This is a genomic window from Streptomyces sp. NPDC101194 (assembly GCF_044767885.1).
GTDB lineage: Bacteria > Actinomycetota > Actinomycetes > Streptomycetales > Streptomycetaceae > Streptomyces.
This window is the reverse complement of record NZ_JBIWOS010000001.1, coordinates 778,700-796,682: the sequence shown is the minus strand read 5'-3', so window position 1 is coordinate 796,682 and position 17,983 is coordinate 778,700. Positions and strand designations below refer to the sequence as shown.

15 protein-coding genes are annotated in these 17,983 nt (G+C 71.5%); 8 read left to right on the top strand and 7 right to left on the bottom strand.

The window, feature by feature from the left end:
• The first annotated feature begins 127 nt into the window (after nucleotides 1–127).
• Nucleotides 128–1,120 carry an AEC family transporter gene (locus ACIRP2_RS03505; protein WP_404246086.1) on the top strand — a complete coding sequence of 331 codons (993 nt, stop codon included), beginning with the start codon at nucleotides 128–130 and terminating at the stop codon, nucleotides 1,118–1,120.
• 148 nt (nucleotides 1,121–1,268) lie between these two features.
• Here the strand turns inward: ACIRP2_RS03505 and ACIRP2_RS03500 are convergent, their stop codons facing one another.
• The gene (locus tag ACIRP2_RS03500) at nucleotides 1,269–3,302 is read right to left on the bottom strand and encodes a bifunctional glycosyltransferase 87/phosphatase PAP2 family protein (protein WP_404246084.1); all 2,034 of its coding nucleotides are present in this window, start codon (nucleotides 3,300–3,302) and stop codon (nucleotides 1,269–1,271) included.
• 335 nt (nucleotides 3,303–3,637) lie between these two features.
• Here ACIRP2_RS03500 and ACIRP2_RS03495 point away from each other — a divergent pair, with 335 nt between their 5' ends.
• Nucleotides 3,638–4,732: a DUF2330 domain-containing protein gene (locus ACIRP2_RS03495; RefSeq protein ID WP_404247149.1), complete on the top strand. Its 1,095-nt coding sequence runs from the start codon at nucleotides 3,638–3,640 to the stop codon at nucleotides 4,730–4,732.
• A gap of 162 nt (nucleotides 4,733–4,894) precedes the next feature.
• Nucleotides 4,895–5,389 carry a GNAT family N-acetyltransferase gene (locus ACIRP2_RS03490; protein ID WP_404246082.1) on the top strand — a complete coding sequence of 165 codons (495 nt, stop codon included), beginning with the start codon at nucleotides 4,895–4,897 and terminating at the stop codon, nucleotides 5,387–5,389.
• A gap of 36 nt (nucleotides 5,390–5,425) precedes the next feature.
• Here ACIRP2_RS03490 and ACIRP2_RS03485 read toward each other — a convergent pair whose 3' ends face one another.
• The gene (locus ACIRP2_RS03485) at nucleotides 5,426–7,492 is read right to left on the bottom strand and encodes an MFS transporter (protein WP_404246080.1); all 2,067 of its coding nucleotides are present in this window, start codon (nucleotides 7,490–7,492) and stop codon (nucleotides 5,426–5,428) included.
• Nucleotides 7,493–7,764: 272 nt separating this feature from the next.
• On the opposite strand from ACIRP2_RS03485, the gene ACIRP2_RS03480 reads away from it, so the two are divergent.
• Nucleotides 7,765–8,937, top strand: coding sequence for a peptidoglycan-binding protein (locus ACIRP2_RS03480; protein ID WP_404246078.1), 1,173 nt, complete (start codon nucleotides 7,765–7,767; stop codon nucleotides 8,935–8,937).
• 549 nt (nucleotides 8,938–9,486) lie between these two features.
• On the opposite strand, the gene ACIRP2_RS03475 is transcribed toward ACIRP2_RS03480, so the two are convergent.
• Nucleotides 9,487–9,993, bottom strand: coding sequence for an RICIN domain-containing protein (locus ACIRP2_RS03475; RefSeq protein ID WP_404246076.1), 507 nt, complete (start codon nucleotides 9,991–9,993; stop codon nucleotides 9,487–9,489).
• A gap of 414 nt (nucleotides 9,994–10,407) precedes the next feature.
• Between ACIRP2_RS03475 and ACIRP2_RS03470 the strand changes: the two genes are divergently transcribed.
• Nucleotides 10,408–11,058, top strand: coding sequence for an HAD-IA family hydrolase (locus ACIRP2_RS03470; RefSeq protein ID WP_404247147.1), 651 nt, complete (start codon nucleotides 10,408–10,410; stop codon nucleotides 11,056–11,058).
• 17 nt (nucleotides 11,059–11,075) lie between these two features.
• Here the strand turns inward: ACIRP2_RS03470 and ACIRP2_RS03465 are convergent, their stop codons facing one another.
• On the bottom strand, nucleotides 11,076–11,810 hold the full coding sequence (locus tag ACIRP2_RS03465; protein WP_404246074.1) for an ABC transporter permease: 735 nt from the start codon (nucleotides 11,808–11,810) through the stop codon (nucleotides 11,076–11,078).
• 267 nt (nucleotides 11,811–12,077) lie between these two features.
• Here ACIRP2_RS03465 and ACIRP2_RS03460 point away from each other — a divergent pair, with 267 nt between their 5' ends.
• The 3 genes from ACIRP2_RS03460 to ACIRP2_RS03450 all read left to right on the top strand — a co-directional run bounded on the left by ACIRP2_RS03460 (nucleotide 12,078) and on the right by ACIRP2_RS03450 (nucleotide 15,457).
• Nucleotides 12,078–12,722, top strand: coding sequence for an HNH endonuclease family protein (locus ACIRP2_RS03460; protein ID WP_404246072.1), 645 nt, complete (start codon nucleotides 12,078–12,080; stop codon nucleotides 12,720–12,722).
• 1,220 nt (nucleotides 12,723–13,942) lie between these two features.
• Nucleotides 13,943–14,398, top strand: a complete 456-nt coding sequence (locus ACIRP2_RS03455; protein WP_404246070.1) for a DoxX family protein — start codon at nucleotides 13,943–13,945, stop codon at nucleotides 14,396–14,398.
• A gap of 369 nt (nucleotides 14,399–14,767) precedes the next feature.
• Nucleotides 14,768–15,457, top strand: a complete 690-nt coding sequence (locus tag ACIRP2_RS03450) for a DedA family protein (protein WP_404246068.1) — start codon at nucleotides 14,768–14,770, stop codon at nucleotides 15,455–15,457.
• On the opposite strand, the gene ACIRP2_RS03445 is transcribed toward ACIRP2_RS03450, so the two are convergent.
• From ACIRP2_RS03445 to ACIRP2_RS03435, 3 genes are all read right to left on the bottom strand, one after another.
• Nucleotides 15,438–15,668, bottom strand: coding sequence for a DUF2277 domain-containing protein (locus ACIRP2_RS03445; protein WP_404246066.1), 231 nt, complete (start codon nucleotides 15,666–15,668; stop codon nucleotides 15,438–15,440). The two genes, ACIRP2_RS03450 and ACIRP2_RS03445, sit on opposite strands and share 20 nt — an antisense overlap.
• A 117-nt stretch (nucleotides 15,669–15,785) precedes the next feature.
• Nucleotides 15,786–17,162: a DUF1254 domain-containing protein gene (locus tag ACIRP2_RS03440; RefSeq protein ID WP_404246064.1), complete on the bottom strand. Its 1,377-nt coding sequence runs from the start codon at nucleotides 17,160–17,162 to the stop codon at nucleotides 15,786–15,788.
• A gap of 214 nt (nucleotides 17,163–17,376) precedes the next feature.
• Nucleotides 17,377–17,811, bottom strand: coding sequence for a hypothetical protein (locus ACIRP2_RS03435; RefSeq protein WP_404246062.1), 435 nt, complete (start codon nucleotides 17,809–17,811; stop codon nucleotides 17,377–17,379).
• Nucleotides 17,812–17,983: the final 172 nt, after the last annotated feature.

The following is a 17,983-nucleotide window of genomic DNA, read 5'->3' as shown; positions in this document are numbered from 1 at the left end:
CTGTTCCGGCTTCGGACGGCGGGGGCCGCCTCCCTCACGCCCCGGCCCCCGCCGCCCGTACCGGAAGCCCCGTACCGCTCGAACCCCCACGCGGAACAAGCACATCCGCGCGAGGATCATGGCGGGAATGCACGATCTGCTCTCCGCCTTCGCCCCCATCTGGATCCTCACCGCCATCGGCTGCGCGGCCGGCCGCAGCGGTCTCCTCGGCGTTCAGGCGGAAGCGGTGCTCGGCCGGTTCGTCTTCCATGTGGCCATGCCTGCGGCCCTGTTCGTCATGGTTTCCGGGGCACGGCCGGCCGACTTCGCCGACGCGTCGATGGTGGCCTTCGCGGCGGGTACGACGCTGGTCTGCGGTCTCGGCTTCGTGGTGGCCAGCCGGTTCTTCGGCCGGGGCACGGCCGACCGGGCGATCGGCAGCATGACGGCCGGCTACGTCAATTCCGCCAATCTCGGCATCCCGGTGGCGGTCCAGGTCCTCGGTGACGCGTCGTTCGTCGCCCAGATCATCCTGTTCCAGGTGCTGTTGGTCTCTCCCGTGATCCTGACGCTGCTGGACGCGGGCACGGGGCAGGGGCCGGGTACCCGAAAGGGCGTCGTGCTCCGGCGGATGCTGACCATGCCGGTCCGCAACCCCGTCATCATGGCCTCGCTGCTGGGTGTCGTCGTCTCCGCGCTCGGAGTCCGGCTGCCGCACGCCCTCACCCACTCCTGCGACCTGCTCGGCGCCGCCGCGGTGCCGACGGCCCTGATCACGCTGGGCCTCTCCCTGAACGGCCGTCCGACCGACGGTCCGGCGACGGAACCCGCGAACGGCGGTGAGCGCGAAGAAGGAGCGGGGCGCACGCGGCGTGCGGAGGTCGTGGTGGCGGTTGCCCTCAAGACGCTGGTCCAGCCCCTGACCGCCTTCGTCGTCGGCGGCCCGCTGCTGCGTCTGCCGGACCATCAGCTGCTGGCCGTCGTGCTCTGCTCGGCGCTGCCGACTGCTCAGAACGCCTTCATCTACGCCCAGCAGTACGGCCTGGACACCCGCCCGGCCCGCAACTCGGTGGTGGCCTCGACCGTGGTGTCCATGGCCACGCTGTCCCTCGCCACCTGGGCCCTGGGGTCGGCCCCCTGAGCCGTTCGAGTGGCGGTCCGGCGCGGATGGACGGATGCTGGTCGAGCGGCGATCCATGCCGAAGGGGTGCGGGGAACGACGGGTTCGTCCCCGGTACCCCTTCGGCGCCTCGGGGTTCAGCACCCGGACGGCACTCTCCCGGGCGTGGTCACCTGCGTTTGCCGCCCACCGCGTCGCCGGTCGGCCTCGCGGCCGGACGCTGAACCGGAACCGCCAGGTCGTCCAGGGGTCCTGCCGCCGCCGGCACGGTCGGCAAGCGCAGCTTCCGGGGCCCCGACAGCAGGTGGGTCAGTCCGAAGCCGAGCGCGACGACGACCGCGCCGCCCACCGCGTCCAGCACCCAGTGATTGGCCGTGGCAATGATCGCGGAGACCGTGAACAACGGGTGCAGCAACCCCAGCGCCTTCATCCACACCTTCGGGGCCAGCATGACGACGACCACTGCGCACCAGAGCGACCAGCCGAAATGCAGCGAGGGCATCGCCGCGTACTGATTGGTCATCGAGGTCAGCGTTCCGTAGTCCGGCTTCGCGAAGTCCTGGACGCCGTGGACCGTGTCGATGAAGCCGAGCCCCGGCATCAACCGTGGAGGGGCCAGCGGACAGAGCCAGAAGCCGACCAGCGCGAGGAGTGTGGCGAAGCCGATGGAACTGCGGACCCAGCGGTAGTCCGCGGGACGCCGTACGTACAGCACGCCGAGGACCGTCAGCGGCACGATGAAGTGGAACGTCGAGTAGTAGAAGTCGAAGAAGTCCCTCAGCCGGACGACCTCGACGACCGCGTGGTTGGCCCAGTGCTCGATGTCGATGTGGAGCCACTGCTCCAGGGCATGGATCTGGCGGCCGTGGTGTTCGGCGGTGGCGCGGCCGGCCGTCGCCGCGAGCCTGACCTCCACGTACACGGAGTACACGACCCTGATCAGCAGCAGCTCCAGCAGCAGGTTGGGTCGGCCGAGCACCCGCCGCCGGAACGGCAGCAGGGGGACACGGCTCCAGCGGGCCGGGGCCAGAACGGCGTGGTCCGCGGGGATCGGCTGCTGCCAGTACGGCGAGGTGCGCGACAGGAACGGAGCGGCACAGGCCGCACCGAGCGCCGCGAGCAGCAGGGCGTTGTCGCGAACGGGGAAGAGCACCGGCATGCCCGGCAGCAGCATCTGCGCCGGCAGCGTGATCACGAGCACCACGACCCCGGGCCACATCAGCCGGTCGGAGGCCCGCCTGCCGACCCGGCCGACCACGGCGAGCAGCAGCCACAGCAGCTGGTGCTGCCAAGCGGTCGGGGAGACGGCGACGGCGACGCAGCCGGTCACGGCGACAGCGAGGAGCAGCTGCCCGTCGCGCGCGTACCGTACGGCTCGGCGCAGTCCGAGACAGCAGACGACGACGGCGAGCACCACGAACAGCACGATCTCGAACGGTCCCGCCAGTCCGAAACGGAGCAGCGCGCCGTGCAGGGACTGGTTGGCGAGGCTGTCCGGGTCGTCGCCGAGCCCGGCGCCCGCGACATGGTGCACCCAGTAGGTCCACGAGTCGCGTGGCATCGCGGCCCAGGCCAGCGCGGTGCAGGCGGCGAACGCGGCACTTCCGGTCACGGCCGCCCGCCTGCGGCCGGTGAGCCGGAACAGGATCGCGAAGAGCAGCACGGTCGGCTGGAGCGCGGCCGCGAGGCCGATCAGCAGACCCGAGGCGCGTTCTCCGCGCACCGTGAAACAGGCCAGCAGCACCAGCAGGACCGGCAGGATGCTGGTCTGCCCCAGGTGGAACGTGTTGCGGACCGGCAGGGAGAGCATCAGCAGGCTGATCGCGACAGGGGCGGCCGGCAGAGCGGCGCGGCGGGTGACCGGGCCCGGCAGCGCGCGGGCCGCGATGATGCCCAGGGCGGCGACGAGCAGCAGCGAACCGAAGGTCCAGGCGACACCCAGGCTCTGCTCCGCCGCCCTGGTCAGTGGCTTCAGCACCAGCCCGGCGAACGGCGTGCCGGTGAAGCGGTCGGTGTCGTACAGCGATCCCGTGACATGCAGGACACCGTTCTCACCGGTCCAGGTCTCCAGGTCGGTGAGCCGCTCCTCCGGCGGTTGCCGCAGCACCACCACCGCCTGCCGTACGGCCAGTGCGGCCACCACGATCCAGAGCAGGGCCCGAGCAGCCCTGGTCCTCGCCCCCGTCGCCGCGTCTCCGCTCACGCTGTGCTCCGCATTCGCCACGCTGCGCCGACCCTCCCGCCGTTTCGGTAGCCGTCCCTCGACCCGGGCGTGCTGTGAAACCTTCGCATTGCGCTATGAAATAGACACAATCCCCCATCTCTTCGCCTGACTGTCGTTCGCCTTTTCCCGAAAGAACGTCCGGAAGGGCAAACCGGTCGGGCGGCCGTGCCGGAACCGGACCGGTGGTTCCCACGTCCTCCCCCGTGTTCGTCGATCACGGGGGAGGAAGACGGGACATGCGATGCGCGGGCGGGAAGCGGAGCGCCGGGGACGAGGGGCGCTCATGGGCGGTTCGTGCGCTGTCGCTGGTGCTGATGCTGGTGTCGCTGCAGCTGGGATCGCTGATCAGCCCGGCCTACGCGTGCGGCTGCGGGGCGATGGTCCCGAGCAGGGCGACGCAGGTCTCGGTCGACCGGGAGACCTCGGTGGTGGACTGGGACGGCCGTACCGAGCAGATCGTCATGCGGCTCACGGTGCGCGGGGACGCCCCCGAGGCGGCCTGGATCATGCCGGTACCGCACCGGGCGAGCGTGGAGCTCGGTGATCCGTCACTCTTCTCCGAGCTGAGCACGCTGACCGCGCCGGTCCAGGCGACCAGGCACTACTTCTGGCCGCGCTCCGGGGACTGGCCGTTCGCCGGTTCGGACAACAGCGCGGACGGAGTCGGGGCTCCTTCGAGCGCCGCACCACCGGTCGAGGTGGTGGGCCGGGAACGGCTCGGCCCCTTCGATGTGGCGCGGCTGGCCGCGACCGACCCCGAGGCGCTGCAGAAATGGCTGCAGGACAACGGCTTCGAGCTGCCCGACCGGCTGGCGACGGCCCTCAAGCCCTATGTCGACCGGAAGTGGGAGTACGTCGCGATCCGCCTCGCTCCCCGGGACAAGCACAGTCCCCTCGGCGGCGACCTCGATCCGCTGCGGCTGCGCTTCGCCAGCGACCGGCCGGTGTACCCGATGCGGCTCTCGAAGCTCGCCTCGACGCCGCAGCAGCTGGGCCTGTACGTCCTGGCTGCGCACCGGATGGAGCCGCGCGGCACGATCGGCGGCGATGCGCCGCAGGTGACGTACGCGGGCAGGCTCGACCCCCGGTCCACGGGGGTCGACACCGGGGCGCTGGAGGGCGTCACGGGCGGCAGGCCGGTGTTCCTCACCGCGATCGAGCAGTCGTTCCCGCACCCGGAACGGATCGACGGCGACCACGAGCTGCGCGCGGCCGGGGCCGACACCCCGTACCGGACCATGGTGTACACGGACAGGCTGCTGACCGTGGGCGGCGTCCCCGCCTGGGTGCTGTCGCTGCTCGGGGCCGCGCTGGTGGCGGCCGGGGCGGCGCTGCTGGTGCTGCGGATCCGACGGCGGCGGCCGGTGGTACCTCCGCCACCGGTCGTGGTTCCGCCGCCGCTGGGGTGAGTGGCCGCTCCTCATCCGAACGCTTGCGTGTGGGGTGAATCGCCGCCTCCCCCGATCCGCCCCACCATCGATCCGGTCAGCTTCGCGGCCTGTATCTCCCTGTGGACCCCATCCCGTTTATCCGTTCGATCCCGCGTTCCCACCCGCGTCACAATGACCGGCATGACCTGGACCACGGCCCCCGAGCCCTTCGACTCCCCCGACGCCGCGCTGCTGCGTCGTGACTACTACGACGAGGTCGCCAGCCGCTACTGGGGGCGGCCCGCGACCGCCGGGGAGATCGACGAGGGGCTCACCGAAGACGGCGCCGACCGGCTGGTCCCGCCCACCGGACAGTTCGTCGTCGGCCGGTTCGGCGGGATGCCCGCGGCCTGCGCCGGACTGCTGGTGGTGGACACGGACGTCGCGGAGCTGACCCGGGTGTTCGTGCGCCCGGAGTTCCGCGGCACGGGCGGTGGCGGACTGCTCCTGGCGGCGGTCGAGAGCGCGGCACGCGGCTTCGGCGTACGCACGGTCAGGCTCGACACCCGCAACGACCTCGTCGAGGCACGGGGGCTCTACGCCAAGCACGGCTATCGGGAGGTCCCGGCGTTCCACCGGCGCCAGTACGCGGAACACTGGTTCGCCAAGGACCTCCGGCTCCGGGGCAGGCCGTAGCGGCTCGAACGGGCCACGCGAGCCGGGTGAAGCCGCTCAGACATGCCACGCGGGTCCGGCCGCGTGGTCCCGCCTCGGCTCGGGGCTGTGCGGCCGTTCCCTGCTCGACCCGTTCGTCTCGGCCGTCAGTTCCGCCACGAGTGCGACCAGGTCGGTCGGCCGGTCCGGCCCCCACCAGTCGCCCAGCAGCTCGGCCATCGACCGCTCACGGGCCGCCGCGAGTCTCACCACCGCTTCCGCACCGGTCTCGGTGAGCACCAGCTGCACACCTTCGCGGCGGACCAGTCCGCGCTCCTCCAGTTGCCGCGCCGCATCGTTGATCACCCGCAGCGGCACCGGGGCGGACTCGGCGAGCGCGGCCGGCTCGACCGTGCCGTGACGCTTTATGCGCAACAGCATCCAGCTCGCCGCGGGCAGCAGGTCGTACCCCGCCCTCGCGGTGATCTTCTCGTAGACCTCGCGGCGCCCCTCGCGGGTGGCGAGCACCGAGAGGGCTCGGGCGCATTCGTCGTACGAGGACCGCTCGACCGGGTTCGACGCCAGGGTCTCACTGGGCTCCGGGGCGGTCACCGAACCGCGCAGCTTGTCCTCCTTGAGGAACCAGGCGAAGACGAAGGCGACCAGGACGACGGGTGCCGCGTACAGGAACACGTCGGTGATGGAGGTCGAGTACGCGTGCAGGACCGCCGGCCGCAGCGCGGGCGGCAGCCGGCCGATGGCGCGCGGGTCGGCGGCCAGCCCCTCGGCACCGGCCCCGGTGGGCAGGGTGCGGCCGGCCAGCGCCGCGGTCAGTTTGCCGGTGAGCCGGTTGGTGAAGATCGTTCCGAAGACGGCGACACCGAACGAGGCGCCGATGGAGCGGAAGAAGGTGGCACCGGACGTGGCGACACCGAGGTCCTCGTACGTGACGGCGTTCTGCACGACCAGGACGAGAACCTGCATCACCAGACCGAGGCCGGCTCCGAAGACGAAGAAGTAGACGCTCATCTCCAAGGTGCTGCTGGTCTCCGTGAGCCGGTGCAGGAGCTGCAGGCCGATCGCGGTGACGCCGGTACCCGCGATGGGGAACACCTTCCAGCGGCCCGTGCGGCTGACGATCTGCCCGGACACCGTCGAGGTGAGAAGCAGACCGACCACCATCGGGAGCATGTGCACACCGGACATCGTCGGCGTGATGTCGTGCACCACCTGCAGGAACGTCGGCAGATAGGTCATCGCGCCGAACATCGCGAAGCCGACGACGAAGCTGATGACGGCGACGAGGCTGAAGGTCCTGATCCGGAACAGCTTCAGCGGGATGACGGGCTCCGCGGCGCGCCGTTCCACGTGCACGAAGGCGATGAGCAGCAGCACGCTCAGAACGGTGAGAACGACGATCTGCGCCGAGCCCCACGCCCAGGTGGTACCGCCGAGCGAGGCGACGAGGACCAGGCAGGTGGCGACGGAGGCGATGAGGAAGGTGCCGAGGTAGTCGATGGCGTGCCGCGTGCGGTGGACCGGGATGTGCAGCACGGCGGCGATCACGAGGAGTGCGACGACTCCGATCGGCAGGTTGATGTAGAAGACCCAGCGCCAGCTGAGATGTTCGGTGAAGAACCCGCCGAGAAGCGGCCCGAGGACGCTCGTCGTACCGAAGACCGCACCGAACAGACCCTGGTACTTGCCGCGTTCGCGCGGCGCGACGATGTCGCCGACGATCGCCATCGAGAGCACGATGAGGCCGCCGCCGCCGAGACCCTGAAGAGCTCGGAAGGCGATGAGCTGTGGCATGTTCTGGGCGATCCCGCAGAGCGCCGAGCCGATGAGGAAGATGACAATCGCGGTCTGGAAGAGCTTCTTGCGCCCGTACTGGTCGCCCAGCTTGCCCCAGAGCGGAGTCGCGGCGGTCGACGCCAGCAGATAGGCCGTGACCACCCAGGAGAGATGTTCCAGACCGCCGAGGTCGCTCACGATGGTCGGCAGCGCGGTGGAGACGATGGTCTGGTCGAGTGCGGCCAGGAGCATTCCGAGGAGCAGCGCACCTATGGCCACCATGACCGACCGCGTGGAACGGCCTTCACCGGGGGCCGGGGCCGCGGCCTGGGGGCTCAGGTGCTGGGCCATAGAACATCTCCTCGGGTCCACTACCTCCCCATCCTTGCCGTTCCGTGCGGTTATGGCCTGCCGAGCAGCCTCCGGAGACCGGTCGGGACGAACCCGAGAGAGCCGGCCCGTTCCCCCGGAACCGGTCGGAACGACCCCGAGGCACACGGCGGAACGGATCGAGGGCGGGCGTCACGGTGCGACAGGGACCGGAGTACCGCATTTCGGTACGGCATTGGGCATCTCGGTGGCGGGCTGCATAATCACAGACAGTTCGAGGGGAGGGGCCCACAATGACCGGACACATGTGCCCGGAGTGCGGTAGGGACAGAAGACCACCGGACGAGATTCGAAGACCCGGCGGGGAACCGACCGGAAGACCCGGATCCGGACACGGCTGCACATGCGGGGAGCGGGGGACGCAGCGCGGCGACGAGCCGCGCAGAGCCGCCGAGCAGCAACGGATCGCCGAGCGGTCGGCGGCCGACAGGGCGGAGATCGCGGCGGCGGAGGACTTCGATCCGCTGCGGATCCGGCCGTACGTGACCCTGGGCGTCGACGAGACTCCGGCCACCGACGACGCGCCGCGGCGGCAGGACCCGCACCACCACCCGGCGGGAGACGCGGCCACGACGATGCCGCTCCTTCTCGGCTGGCAGACGGCCGGGCCACCGCCGGACACCGCCGAACCGGCCGAAGCGGGCGGCACGACGGCAGCCCTGCCGCCCCGCGCACCGAGCTCGGCGCAACATCTCGCGCCGTCCTTCGCCCCGGCCCCCGCTGCGGGGTTCGCATCGCCCCCGGGACCGGCCTCCGCCGCACCCTTCGCGCCCGACGCCGATCCCGTTCAGCCCCGCCGACGACGCCCCTTCGCGGCACTCGCCGTGGGTACGGCCGTGATCGCGGTGGTGGGCACCGCGGCGTTCGCAGGGGGCCTGTTCGACGGAAGCGGCAGCGGGGACGCGGACCGGGAAACGGCCCTGCCGACCGTCGCGGCGAGCATCCCCGAGGCAAGCGCCCCGGCGAAGGAGTCGGCACCGGCCTCCGCGCCGCCCCCACCCTCCGGAACGGCGTCCACGTCACCGTCCGCGCCCGCCTCCGCATCCCCCTCGGCGAGCACCTCACCGCCGCCGTCCACGCCCGCCACCTCGCAACCCGCCACGACCCCGCCCCCGGCGTCCACGCCGCACGCGACCCGTCCGGCGCCGGTCGCACCGCCCGCGCCACCGGCAGGTCCCACGCTGCGCCCCGGCGACCAGGGATCCGAGGTGGCCGAGCTGCAACGTCGCCTGGAGGAGATCTGGCTGTTCCACGGACGGGACGACGGCGACTACACGGGACAGGTCGAGCACGCCGTGAGCGTCTACCAGTCGTACAAGGCGATCGAGGGCGATCCGTCCGGGGTGTACGGACCCCGCACGCGCCGCGCCCTGGAGGCGGAGACGACGGGACGGGGACGCTCCTGAGCACTCGCACCGAAAGACCCCGCCCGGCACCGAATTGGCTTTCGGGGGCAGGTCTTTGTATCGTGATGGAACAAAGTAGCCTCCGCCCGCCACCCCCTGACCGGCGGGCGAGGCTGCTTGTTCTCTTCGCCCGCGCTTTCGCCTCCCCTTGCGCCCGGGGGCCCGCCCATGCCGGCCACCGCCCCCACGGCCCGCACCCTCCTTCCGGGTTCACCCGGGCCGCCGGGGACCTCGCCCTACCGGCGCAGAGGCACGCCCCGACGGACGAGGCGGTCAAGGAGCACTCGCACCGGATCGATGACCACGGTGCGCACCTCGATACGCCGGAGCGCGCGGAGACGGAGCGGCAAAAGCGGGACACGGCACGGCTCGATGCGCCGGAGCGGGCCCGGTGGCCGCTCCCGTCCCGCACCGCGCCGGCTGGCGCGACCAGCCTCGCGCCGGCCGTCCGACAGATGCCCCAGAAGTGATCCCGCCCCCTGTTCCGGCCACGGCCGGAACAGGGGGCGGGATCGTCACGCCGCTTCGTATCACTCCGCGCCGAAGAGGTCAGCGGACGTCGAACGAGTGGGTGTTCCAGTTGTTGGTGAGGCTACAGGCGATGACTCGGGCGTAGGCGGGGGCGCTGGTGGTGCCGGGGTTCAAGCACAGGTTGTGGGCCTGGTTCTTGAGCTGGTACCGGTTGGCCTTGCTGGATGCCTCCATGCTGAAGATCTGCTCGTCCCAGCGGGCGTCGCACGGACGCTGCTGGAGGGCTTCGGAGGCACCCCCGCCCACCGCGGTGACGCACATGTCGCTGTTGAGGTTGCGCAGCAGGAAGGTACTGCTGGTGACCGGGTCGATGGCCCACTTCTGAGACAAGTTGTCGTTGTCGACCTCGTACTGGACCTGGGCGCCGCCGACCGTCGAGCCGCCGGCGACGCCGAGGACGTAGCCGCTCTGCCAGTTGCGGACCTTGGTGCCGCTCAACGGCCCGGTCGCGTCGGCGGTACCCACCCCGAGTACGGTCGCACCAAGTGCTACGGCGACCATGACACCCGCAGATCGAATGCGCATGAAGGACTCCTCCACTCCAAAGCGGTCACATTCCGTGTCCGACTGATTGCGTAACGTATAGCACCGGCCCGGAGGTTCGCCGCCAACGCACCGCGACGACGGAACGCCGGACCACCCAGGCGCCAAGACCGCCATCCATGTGTGCGACGACCAGGGCAACCGCGCCAGTCGGACCACACACCCCCTGCAACGCCCGCGGGAGCCTGCGGAGCCACCACCGCCCCGGCCGACCGGGGCCATGGGGCGCCGCGCCTTGTGGCGGGCAGGCGGGGCACGAGGATCGGGAGCCCGGCCGCGCGTGCGGCCGGAGCTCCGCCGCACCTCCGGATTGGCCAGAGCCGCACTCCTCTTTGTATCGTGGCGAAACAAATAAGCTACGGCGTAGAGGATGGCCCCGTGCCCAGGTCAGAGACCATTGGTGTTTTTAAGGCGTTGCTCCTGGACATGGACGGCACCCTCGTGAACTCCGACGCCGTCGTGGAGCGCTGCTGGCGGCGCTGGGCGCTGCGGGAGGGGCTCGACCCGGAGGCGGCACTCAAGGTGGTTCACGGGCGGCAGGGGTACGCCACCATGGCGGCGCTCCTCCCGGACCGTCCGATGGAGCAGAACTACGCGGACAACCGGGTGATGCTCGCCGAGGAGACCGCCGACACCGACGGCGTCGTCCCGGTCGCCGGCGCCCCCGCCTTCATGGACGCGATCGCCGCGCTTCCGCACGCCCTGGTCACCTCGGCCGACGAGGCGCTGGCCCGGACCCGGATGACCGCGTCCGGCCTGCGGATGCCGGCCACCCGCGTCACCGCGGAGTGCGTCGGCGCCAGCAAGCCGGACCCCGAGGGCTTCCTGAAGGGAGCGGCCGAGCTGGGATTCGCCCCGGCGGACTGTGTCGTCTTCGAGGACTCGGAGGCGGGCATCGCGGCCGGCCGGGCGGCGGGCATGCGCGTGGTGGGCGTCGGCCCTCGGGCCGCGGCGCTCTCGCCCGACGCGCACATCGACGACCTGACACAGCTCCGGGTGGAGGCGGCGGCCGACGGTTCGATCCGGCTGCACATCAGCGCGCGATAACCCCTGCCCGGCGGACGTCAGTCCCGGTGCAGCCGCCCCCGCGCCACCAGTTCGAGCACGACCGTGACGGCCACCGTCTGCACGGCCATCAGCGCGACCAGCACGAACAGTTGCACGGCCCCCGCCTGGACCGGTGAGGCGCCGCCCAGCAGCATGCCCACGAAGGCTCCCGGCAGGGTGACGAGCCCGACCGTCCGTGTCTGATCGAGCCCCGGCAGCAGCGCGTCCGCCGCCGCGGGCCGGGCGATCTCCAGCCTCGCGTCACGGTCGGACAGCCCGAGCGCCATTCCGGCCTCCACCTCCCCGCGCCGGGTCGTCAGCTCGTCCAGCGCCCGCCGCCCGCCGAGCACGGTCGCGGTCAGCGCACCCCCGACGAGGATGCCGGTCACCGGGATCAGCGCGATGCCCCGGACCGGGACGAGTCCGGTGAGAAGCAGCAGGGCGATCACCGGCGCGACGCCCGCCCCGATCGGCAGAGCCGCCCACCACCAGGTCCGATTGCGGGTGACCCGGCGGCCCGCGGTCACCGTCGCCACGGCGTACATCAGCGCCACGAACGCGAGCAGTGGCGGCAGCGAGCCCACCACCCAGCCGATGAGCAGGGAAACCGCGGCGAGTTGCACCGCGGCCCGCAGTCCGGCCAGCAGGATCTCCCGCGACCGGCCGAGCGAGGCCAGTGCGGCGACACCGGCCGCCGTCGCGAGCAACAGGGCGAGGACGACCCCGAGCGTGATGTCGACCGGTAGCAGCACGCCACAACCCTATGACCGGCCCGGTGCGACCGGCACTCACCAACCAGCCGTCTTCAGAGCCTGGTTGGCGACGCGTCAGCACATACGCCCGCGCAGATGCGGACGTACGCCCCCATGCCCCGGACCCGTTCGTCAGAACTCTTGATGTGACGTGCCCATGTCGCCACTCTGTTACCTGGCGCCCACCCCACGGAAACCCGGCGCCGCCACGATGGCCGGGCCCCACAGGTCACCCGTCCAAGGTCCCCCCACACACAAGGAGTTCGCATGTCAGGTGTCTACGCGCGTCGCATCGCCGTTCTCGCCGCATCCGCCGCCCTCGCCGCCACGACCGGCCTGCTCACCGCCCCCACCGCGCAGGCGGCCATGCCCACCCCGGTCTCGGCGTCGACCGCCCGCACCTATCTGAGCCAGTTGACCGTCTCCGCCGAGGGCTCGTCGACCGGTTACAGCCGCGACAAGTTCCCGCACTGGATCACCCAGTCGGGCACCTGCAACACGCGTGAGGTCGTCCTCAAGCGGGACGGCACGAATGTGACGCAGGACGCCAGTTGCGCCGCTGTCAGCGGCAGTTGGTACTCGGAGTACGACGGCGCCACCTGGACCGCCGCCTCCGATCTGGACATCGACCACATGGTCCCGCTCGCCGAGGCCTGGCGATCGGGCGCCAGCAGCTGGACCACCGCACAACGACAGGCGTACGCCAACGACTTGACGCGCCCGCAGCTCATCGCCGTCACGGACAACGTCAACCAGTCCAAGGGCGACAAGGACCCGGCCACGTGGCTGCCCCCGCTCACCTCGTACCGCTGCACCTACGTGCGTGCCTGGGTGCATGTGAAGCACTACTACGACCTGAGCGTCGACCCGGCCGAGAAGAGCGCCCTGCAGTCCGTCCTCAACAACTGCTGAACACGGCGGCCTCGAACAACCGCTGAACCGCGACGGGCGCCATGCCGGACAGCACGCCGAACAGCTCGACGAGGGCGCGCGAAGCCGAACAGCCCGCCCCTCCGCCGTCGGTCGTGGCCGGGCAGGGAGCCGTGCACTCCGCGCGGCTCCCTGCCCGTGCGCGGTAACGGCGCGAAGGCACGCAGCAGCGGCCGGGACCGGCCGGGACCACCGCCTCGGGTACGCCACCCGCTGGGCAAGCCGGCCGGGCGGCGCTTTGCGGGAGCGGCGGACGGGCCGCGCCCGGGCGCCGCCGAGCCGGATGCGCGGCGGCGCGTACGCGCTGGAGCCACCGGAGTGTTTTCGGCCGAGTACGGCTGTCGACGAAGGGCTCCTCTCGCGGCCCGCGCGCTCGACGAGCGCGGCGATCGACACTCGGCGCCGATGCGGCCCACCGGGTGCGTGAGGAGACCTCCGCCGACCCCGGCTCGTACGGCCGACCCCTTGATCCACACCTCGCGCCGCGTCCCCCTGCCGCCACCCGCCCACGATGCGGCGCGGTGGAACGCCGCGCAGCGCCGGGGCGAGCGGCCGCGGACCCCGGGGGTGCCGGGCCGGCTCCGGCGGGAAGCGGCGCCGGCGCTCCCACCTGGAACATCGGGACGCTCTTCCCCGGCCCCTTCCGGGAACCGACGGAGCCGGTCCGGCGACAGAACCGGGAGGCCGACCCATCCTGTGTCGGTTTGCGCACTGTCAGCTGTTGCGCACCATACGTGCACCACGGAGCCCTCACGCCCCCTGGACCTCCGATGACACCCCCGACGCACGGACCCGCGGGCTGACCTGCTCCCTCGCGCGCAACTCGACCCCGCGGGGCCCCCGGAACCCACTCCGTCCCGGCCGACAGCCGTCCGACCGGCACCTCGGTCGGCCCGCAGCACGACACCAGCGGGCGAGCGCGACTCCGGCACACCCCCGCAGGGCGGCGCACGCCGACTCGACGATCCCCCCTCGTCACCCGCCCAGCGTGGCCGGAAAGTTGCGCCGCCATTGGTTCAGGCCAAGCCGACGAAGGAAGGTGCGCAGATGGAGGCGGTGTCGACGCGTCCATCGACCGACAACCACAGGGCAACTTTCAGCCAGTCGACAGAATGTTGAACTTGCAAGCATTGGTGAGGTTTCCCTAATCTGTGGCACCCGATCGGTTCACGTCCCCACCAGACCGAAGGAGCCCTCCCCCCATGCACGCACGTTTGAATCAGGCTCGGCCCTATGCCCTCGGCCTGTTCCGGATCGTCGTAGGCCTGCTCTTCGCCTGCCATGGCGCCGCCTCGCTCTTCGGTGTCCTCGGAGGCGCGATGGGCGGCGGCTCCATACCCGCCGGAACCTGGCCCGGCTGGTACGCGGCGGTCATCCAGCTCATCGGCGGCAGCCTGGTGGTGCTCGGCCTGGGCACCCGCGTCGCCGCCCTGATCTCGTCCGGCTCCATGGCGTACGCGTACTTCAAGGTCCACCAGCCCGAGGCGCTCTTCCCGCTGCAGAACGGCGGCGAGCCCTCGGCCGTCTACTGCTGGGCGTTCCTCCTGCTGGTCTTCACCGGCCCCGGCGCGCTGGCCCTCGACCGACTGTTCGGCCGGGGCGGCCCGGAGCGCGGCGAGGAGCGCGCACACGAGCAGGCGCCGGCCGTGACCGTCTGACGCACGGGAAGCCCGCGACGGCCGGCGGACCGCCACGACGGCCGTGACGGACCGATCCGCGCAGGCCCGGCCCCGCCGCCCCGCGGGCCGTTCCGCACACGGTGACCCCCTGCGTTTGCGAGCCGCTCCGCGCACGGCGGATCCCGCCCGCAGACCGCCCCGAGGACGGCACATCCCCCAGCCGGTGGGCAGCAACGCACGTACGCCCGGAACCCGAGCTTCCCATTTCCGGGCGTACGTGACCTTCCCAACATCGCGCGTATTTGTAGATCACCGGATGAGCGTCAGGCGTACGCTGTACAGCTGGCCATGCCGCTCCTGCCGCTCCCCTGCGACGTCGCGGCGCTGTTCCGGATCGGGGAGTAGTAGGTGCTTGAGAGTGTGGGCGCACTGACCGGCAGCCCATGGATCTACGCCGTGGTCGCCCTCTCGGTGCTCCTGGACGTTTTTCTGCCCTTGCTGCCCAGCGGGGTCCTGGTGATCACCGCTGCCACGGCCGCCGCCGCCGGTTCGACGACCGTCGCCGGGGCGACCTCCGCGGCACGCACCGCCGAACAGGTGCCCCAGGTCCCCTCGCTCCTCGCTCTGATCCTGTGCGCGGCCACCGCCTCGGTCCTCGGCGACCTCGTCGCGTATCGGCTGGCCTGGCGCGGCGGCGAGCGTCTGGACCGGGCCATAGCCCGCTCCCGCCGGCTCACCTCCGCACAGGAACGCCTCGGCGCCGCCCTCGCCCGGGGCGGCGGCATCCTCGTCATCATCGCCCGCTTCGCCCCGGCAGGGCGCTCGGTCGTCTCCCTGGGCGCGGGCGCCGCACATCGCAAGGCGACGGAATTCCTTCCCTGGTCGGCCCTGGCGGGCGTGGCCTGGGCCGGTTACAGCGTGGGCCTCGGCTACTTCGGCGGTCAGTGGCTCGGCGCGACCTGGGTGGGCACGGCCGTCTCGGTCCTCGCCCTGTTCGTGGCGGGAGCCCTGGCCGCGTACGTCATGCGCCGCCCGGCAGCGGCTGCGGCCGCCCAGGCATCGGCGGCCGCGGCGGCGACTACGGCGTCGGTGTCCTGACCGCGCCCCGTATCTCCAGACCGTCCAGCAGCCTGGCGGTCGTCTCGGCGATCTCGTCGACGGCCCGGTCGAACACCTCCTGATTGTGCGCGGCCGGAGCGCGGAAGCCGGACACCTTGCGTACGAACTGCAGGGCGGCGGCCCGGATCTCCTCCTCGGTTGCCTCTTCGGGCAGGACGGGCGGGCGAAGGGTCTTGATGCTGCGACACATGCCTCCAGTGTGGACCGGGCCACTGACAACGGCCGGGACGCGCGTCGGCCCGACGGCCGGGACGGACACGGGTTCGAGGGCCGGGACGCACGTCGGGCCGACACCTTCACCCCCGCCTCATCGCTCCGTCCGCCCTGAGCCGTCCCCTCCCCCGGCCCGTTCGAGGGCGGGGATCTCGTACACGCCGTCGAGGATCTCCGGCCCCGGCTCGTAGAGCGCCAGCACCGGCCGGAAGTCCCCGTCGGGCGCGGGCAGCCAGTTCGCCGCCGCGGCCCGGTCGGCCGGCCGCTCCCGCCGGATGTGGATCGTCAGCGAACCGTCCTCACCGTGCACGAGGCCCGGGGTGCGGTCACCGATCGAGTACCTCCCGAGCGGGTTCCCGACGAGGCGGTGGTCCGGCACGTCGTACATCGTCATGGACCAGAACGCCCCCACCGGAGGCTGCCGGTCGAGGCGCAGCACATAGGAGTGGGCCCCGTTCAGCCGCTCGCCGTCGGCGTCGCGCAGGGTGTGGGCGTACACCGCCTCGTAGCCGTGGACACCCCACAGCCAGGTCCGTGCCACCATCGCCCTGGTCAGGTAGGAGCTCTCCCGGTCCTCGATCCGCCATTGCGGTGAGTCCAGGGCCCCGACACCGTAGTGGTCGAGGTTGTAGTCGAAGAGGTGCGGATCCATCTCCCAGCCCCGGCCCGCCGCCGAGGACCGGCCCGCCTCCTCCACCCGCGCCCTGCCCCGGGCCAGGCCCTCGGTCAGGGCGTGCACGAGGGCGGGATGATCGACGGACACATACGGCGACGGCCCCTCCTCCAACAGTCCCAGCGGCTGGAACCGGTCCTGGTACGCCCGGTCGGCCGCGGAGGGCGGAAAGTCGGCCATCCAGACCCTGAGCCGTTCGAAGAACCGCAGCGGCTCGGGTACGTCGGGGTCGGGTGCCGGGAGCCCCGTGCGGTGGGTGCCCGGTTCGACATGGGTGAGGGTGAGCTGTGCCTGCAACGCGCGGACCCGGCCCATGTCGTCCGGGCCGTCGCAGACGTTGCGGCCGATGACGCAGACGACGGAGGTCGGAGCGTCGATCACGCCGCGCACCGTGCCGGGCACACCGCCCGACCAGCCGGGCGGCGCGACGAGCCAGTCCCCGGCCGCCGTGCCGGTGGCACGGTGGCCGACGTACGCGAAGTTGTTGGTCCAGGCGTCCACGAACTGCAGCACGTAGTACGCGCCGTCCGTATCGGGGACATGGAGCAGCAACGGCCCGCCGGAGAGGTCGAGATGGGCGACGGAGTGGACCGTGTCGTGGTCGACGGTCACGCAGGCCGTCCTGGGTGACGCTTGCTGCTCGGAGTGGGCGAAGCGGTTGAAGGGAGTGGGCGGCAGCGGCCCGATGCCCGTCTGCATGAAGTCATCGACCGTCGACAGGCCATGGACCAGCGGACAGCCGTAGACGTACGCATCGGTGGCGAGGGCGACGAGTTCTTCCGTGTTCTCCTCCGGCATCGTGGTCCTCCCCTCAGTCGCTCGGGACGCGGGTCGGAACGGAGCGCCGCGGCGTCCCGGAAGACGACCTGGAACAGGTCCTGGAACACCGGGCCGCCATGCGTCGACTGCCGGGCGCGAGGGCTGAGTCGGGCCCGTACGCCCGGACGGCGGCGATGAAGGGCCGTCCGGGCAGGGGCGGTCGGCACCCGGTGGTGCCGCGATCGACACCCACTCAGATGACCGCCTTCGCGTCCTCCGTGCACAGGGCCCAGATCACGAATGTGTCGATGGCGATGGAGATGATCGCCCAGATCGGCTGGTACGGCAGCCACATGAAGTTGACGACCAGGCTGATGCCCGCGATCACCACACCCGTGACCCGGGCCCAGGTGGCGCCCTTGAGGATGCCCCACCCGACGAATCCGAGCGCGATGCCGAGAATGAGGTGGATCCATCCCCACGCGGTCACGTCGAACCTGAACGTGTAGTTGCTTATGCGCGCGTAGACCTCGTCGGACGCGATCCCGCTGATGCCCTTGATCACTCCGAAGAGGCCGTCGACGAGCAGCAGCACGCCGGCGAACATGATTCCGCCGGCCGCCCAGGGGTTGATGTCCTCCTGGTCCGCGGTACGGGTCGGGCCGGGCGTGGACGCTGAGTGTGCCATGGGGACTCCTTGGCCGAAGCGGGACTGCGGATCAGAACCGACCCTGCGGGGCGCTCCGCGGCAGGACCACCCGGACGCACCCGTACGGGTGACGTCCCGGAGGCGCGACGGTACGGCGCCGATCCTGCGTCGCGCGGAAGCTCGTACGGGTACGTCCGGGACCACGACGCCG

Excerpts from the sequence above, each read along its gene's own strand:
- ACIRP2_RS03505 (WP_404246086.1), top strand. The coding sequence starts at position 128 with ATGCACGATCTGCTCTCCGCCTTCGCCCCCATCTGGATCCTCACCGCC.
- ACIRP2_RS03495 (WP_404247149.1), top strand. The coding sequence starts at position 3,638 with ATGCTGGTGTCGCTGCAGCTGGGATCGCTGATCAGCCCGGCCTACGCG.
- ACIRP2_RS03490 (WP_404246082.1), top strand. The coding sequence starts at position 4,895 with ATGACCTGGACCACGGCCCCCGAGCCCTTCGACTCCCCCGACGCCGCG.
- ACIRP2_RS03485 (WP_404246080.1), bottom strand. The coding sequence starts at position 7,492 with ATGGCCCAGCACCTGAGCCCCCAGGCCGCGGCCCCGGCCCCCGGTGAA.
- ACIRP2_RS03480 (WP_404246078.1), top strand. The coding sequence starts at position 7,765 with ATGACCGGACACATGTGCCCGGAGTGCGGTAGGGACAGAAGACCACCG.
- ACIRP2_RS03475 (WP_404246076.1), bottom strand. The coding sequence starts at position 9,993 with ATGCGCATTCGATCTGCGGGTGTCATGGTCGCCGTAGCACTTGGTGCG.
- ACIRP2_RS03460 (WP_404246072.1), top strand. The coding sequence starts at position 12,078 with ATGTCAGGTGTCTACGCGCGTCGCATCGCCGTTCTCGCCGCATCCGCC.
- ACIRP2_RS03455 (WP_404246070.1), top strand. The coding sequence starts at position 13,943 with ATGCACGCACGTTTGAATCAGGCTCGGCCCTATGCCCTCGGCCTGTTC.
- ACIRP2_RS03445 (WP_404246066.1), bottom strand. The coding sequence starts at position 15,668 with ATGTGTCGCAGCATCAAGACCCTTCGCCCGCCCGTCCTGCCCGAAGAG.
- ACIRP2_RS03440 (WP_404246064.1), bottom strand. The coding sequence starts at position 17,162 with ATGCCGGAGGAGAACACGGAAGAACTCGTCGCCCTCGCCACCGATGCG.
- ACIRP2_RS03435 (WP_404246062.1), bottom strand. The coding sequence starts at position 17,811 with ATGGCACACTCAGCGTCCACGCCCGGCCCGACCCGTACCGCGGACCAG.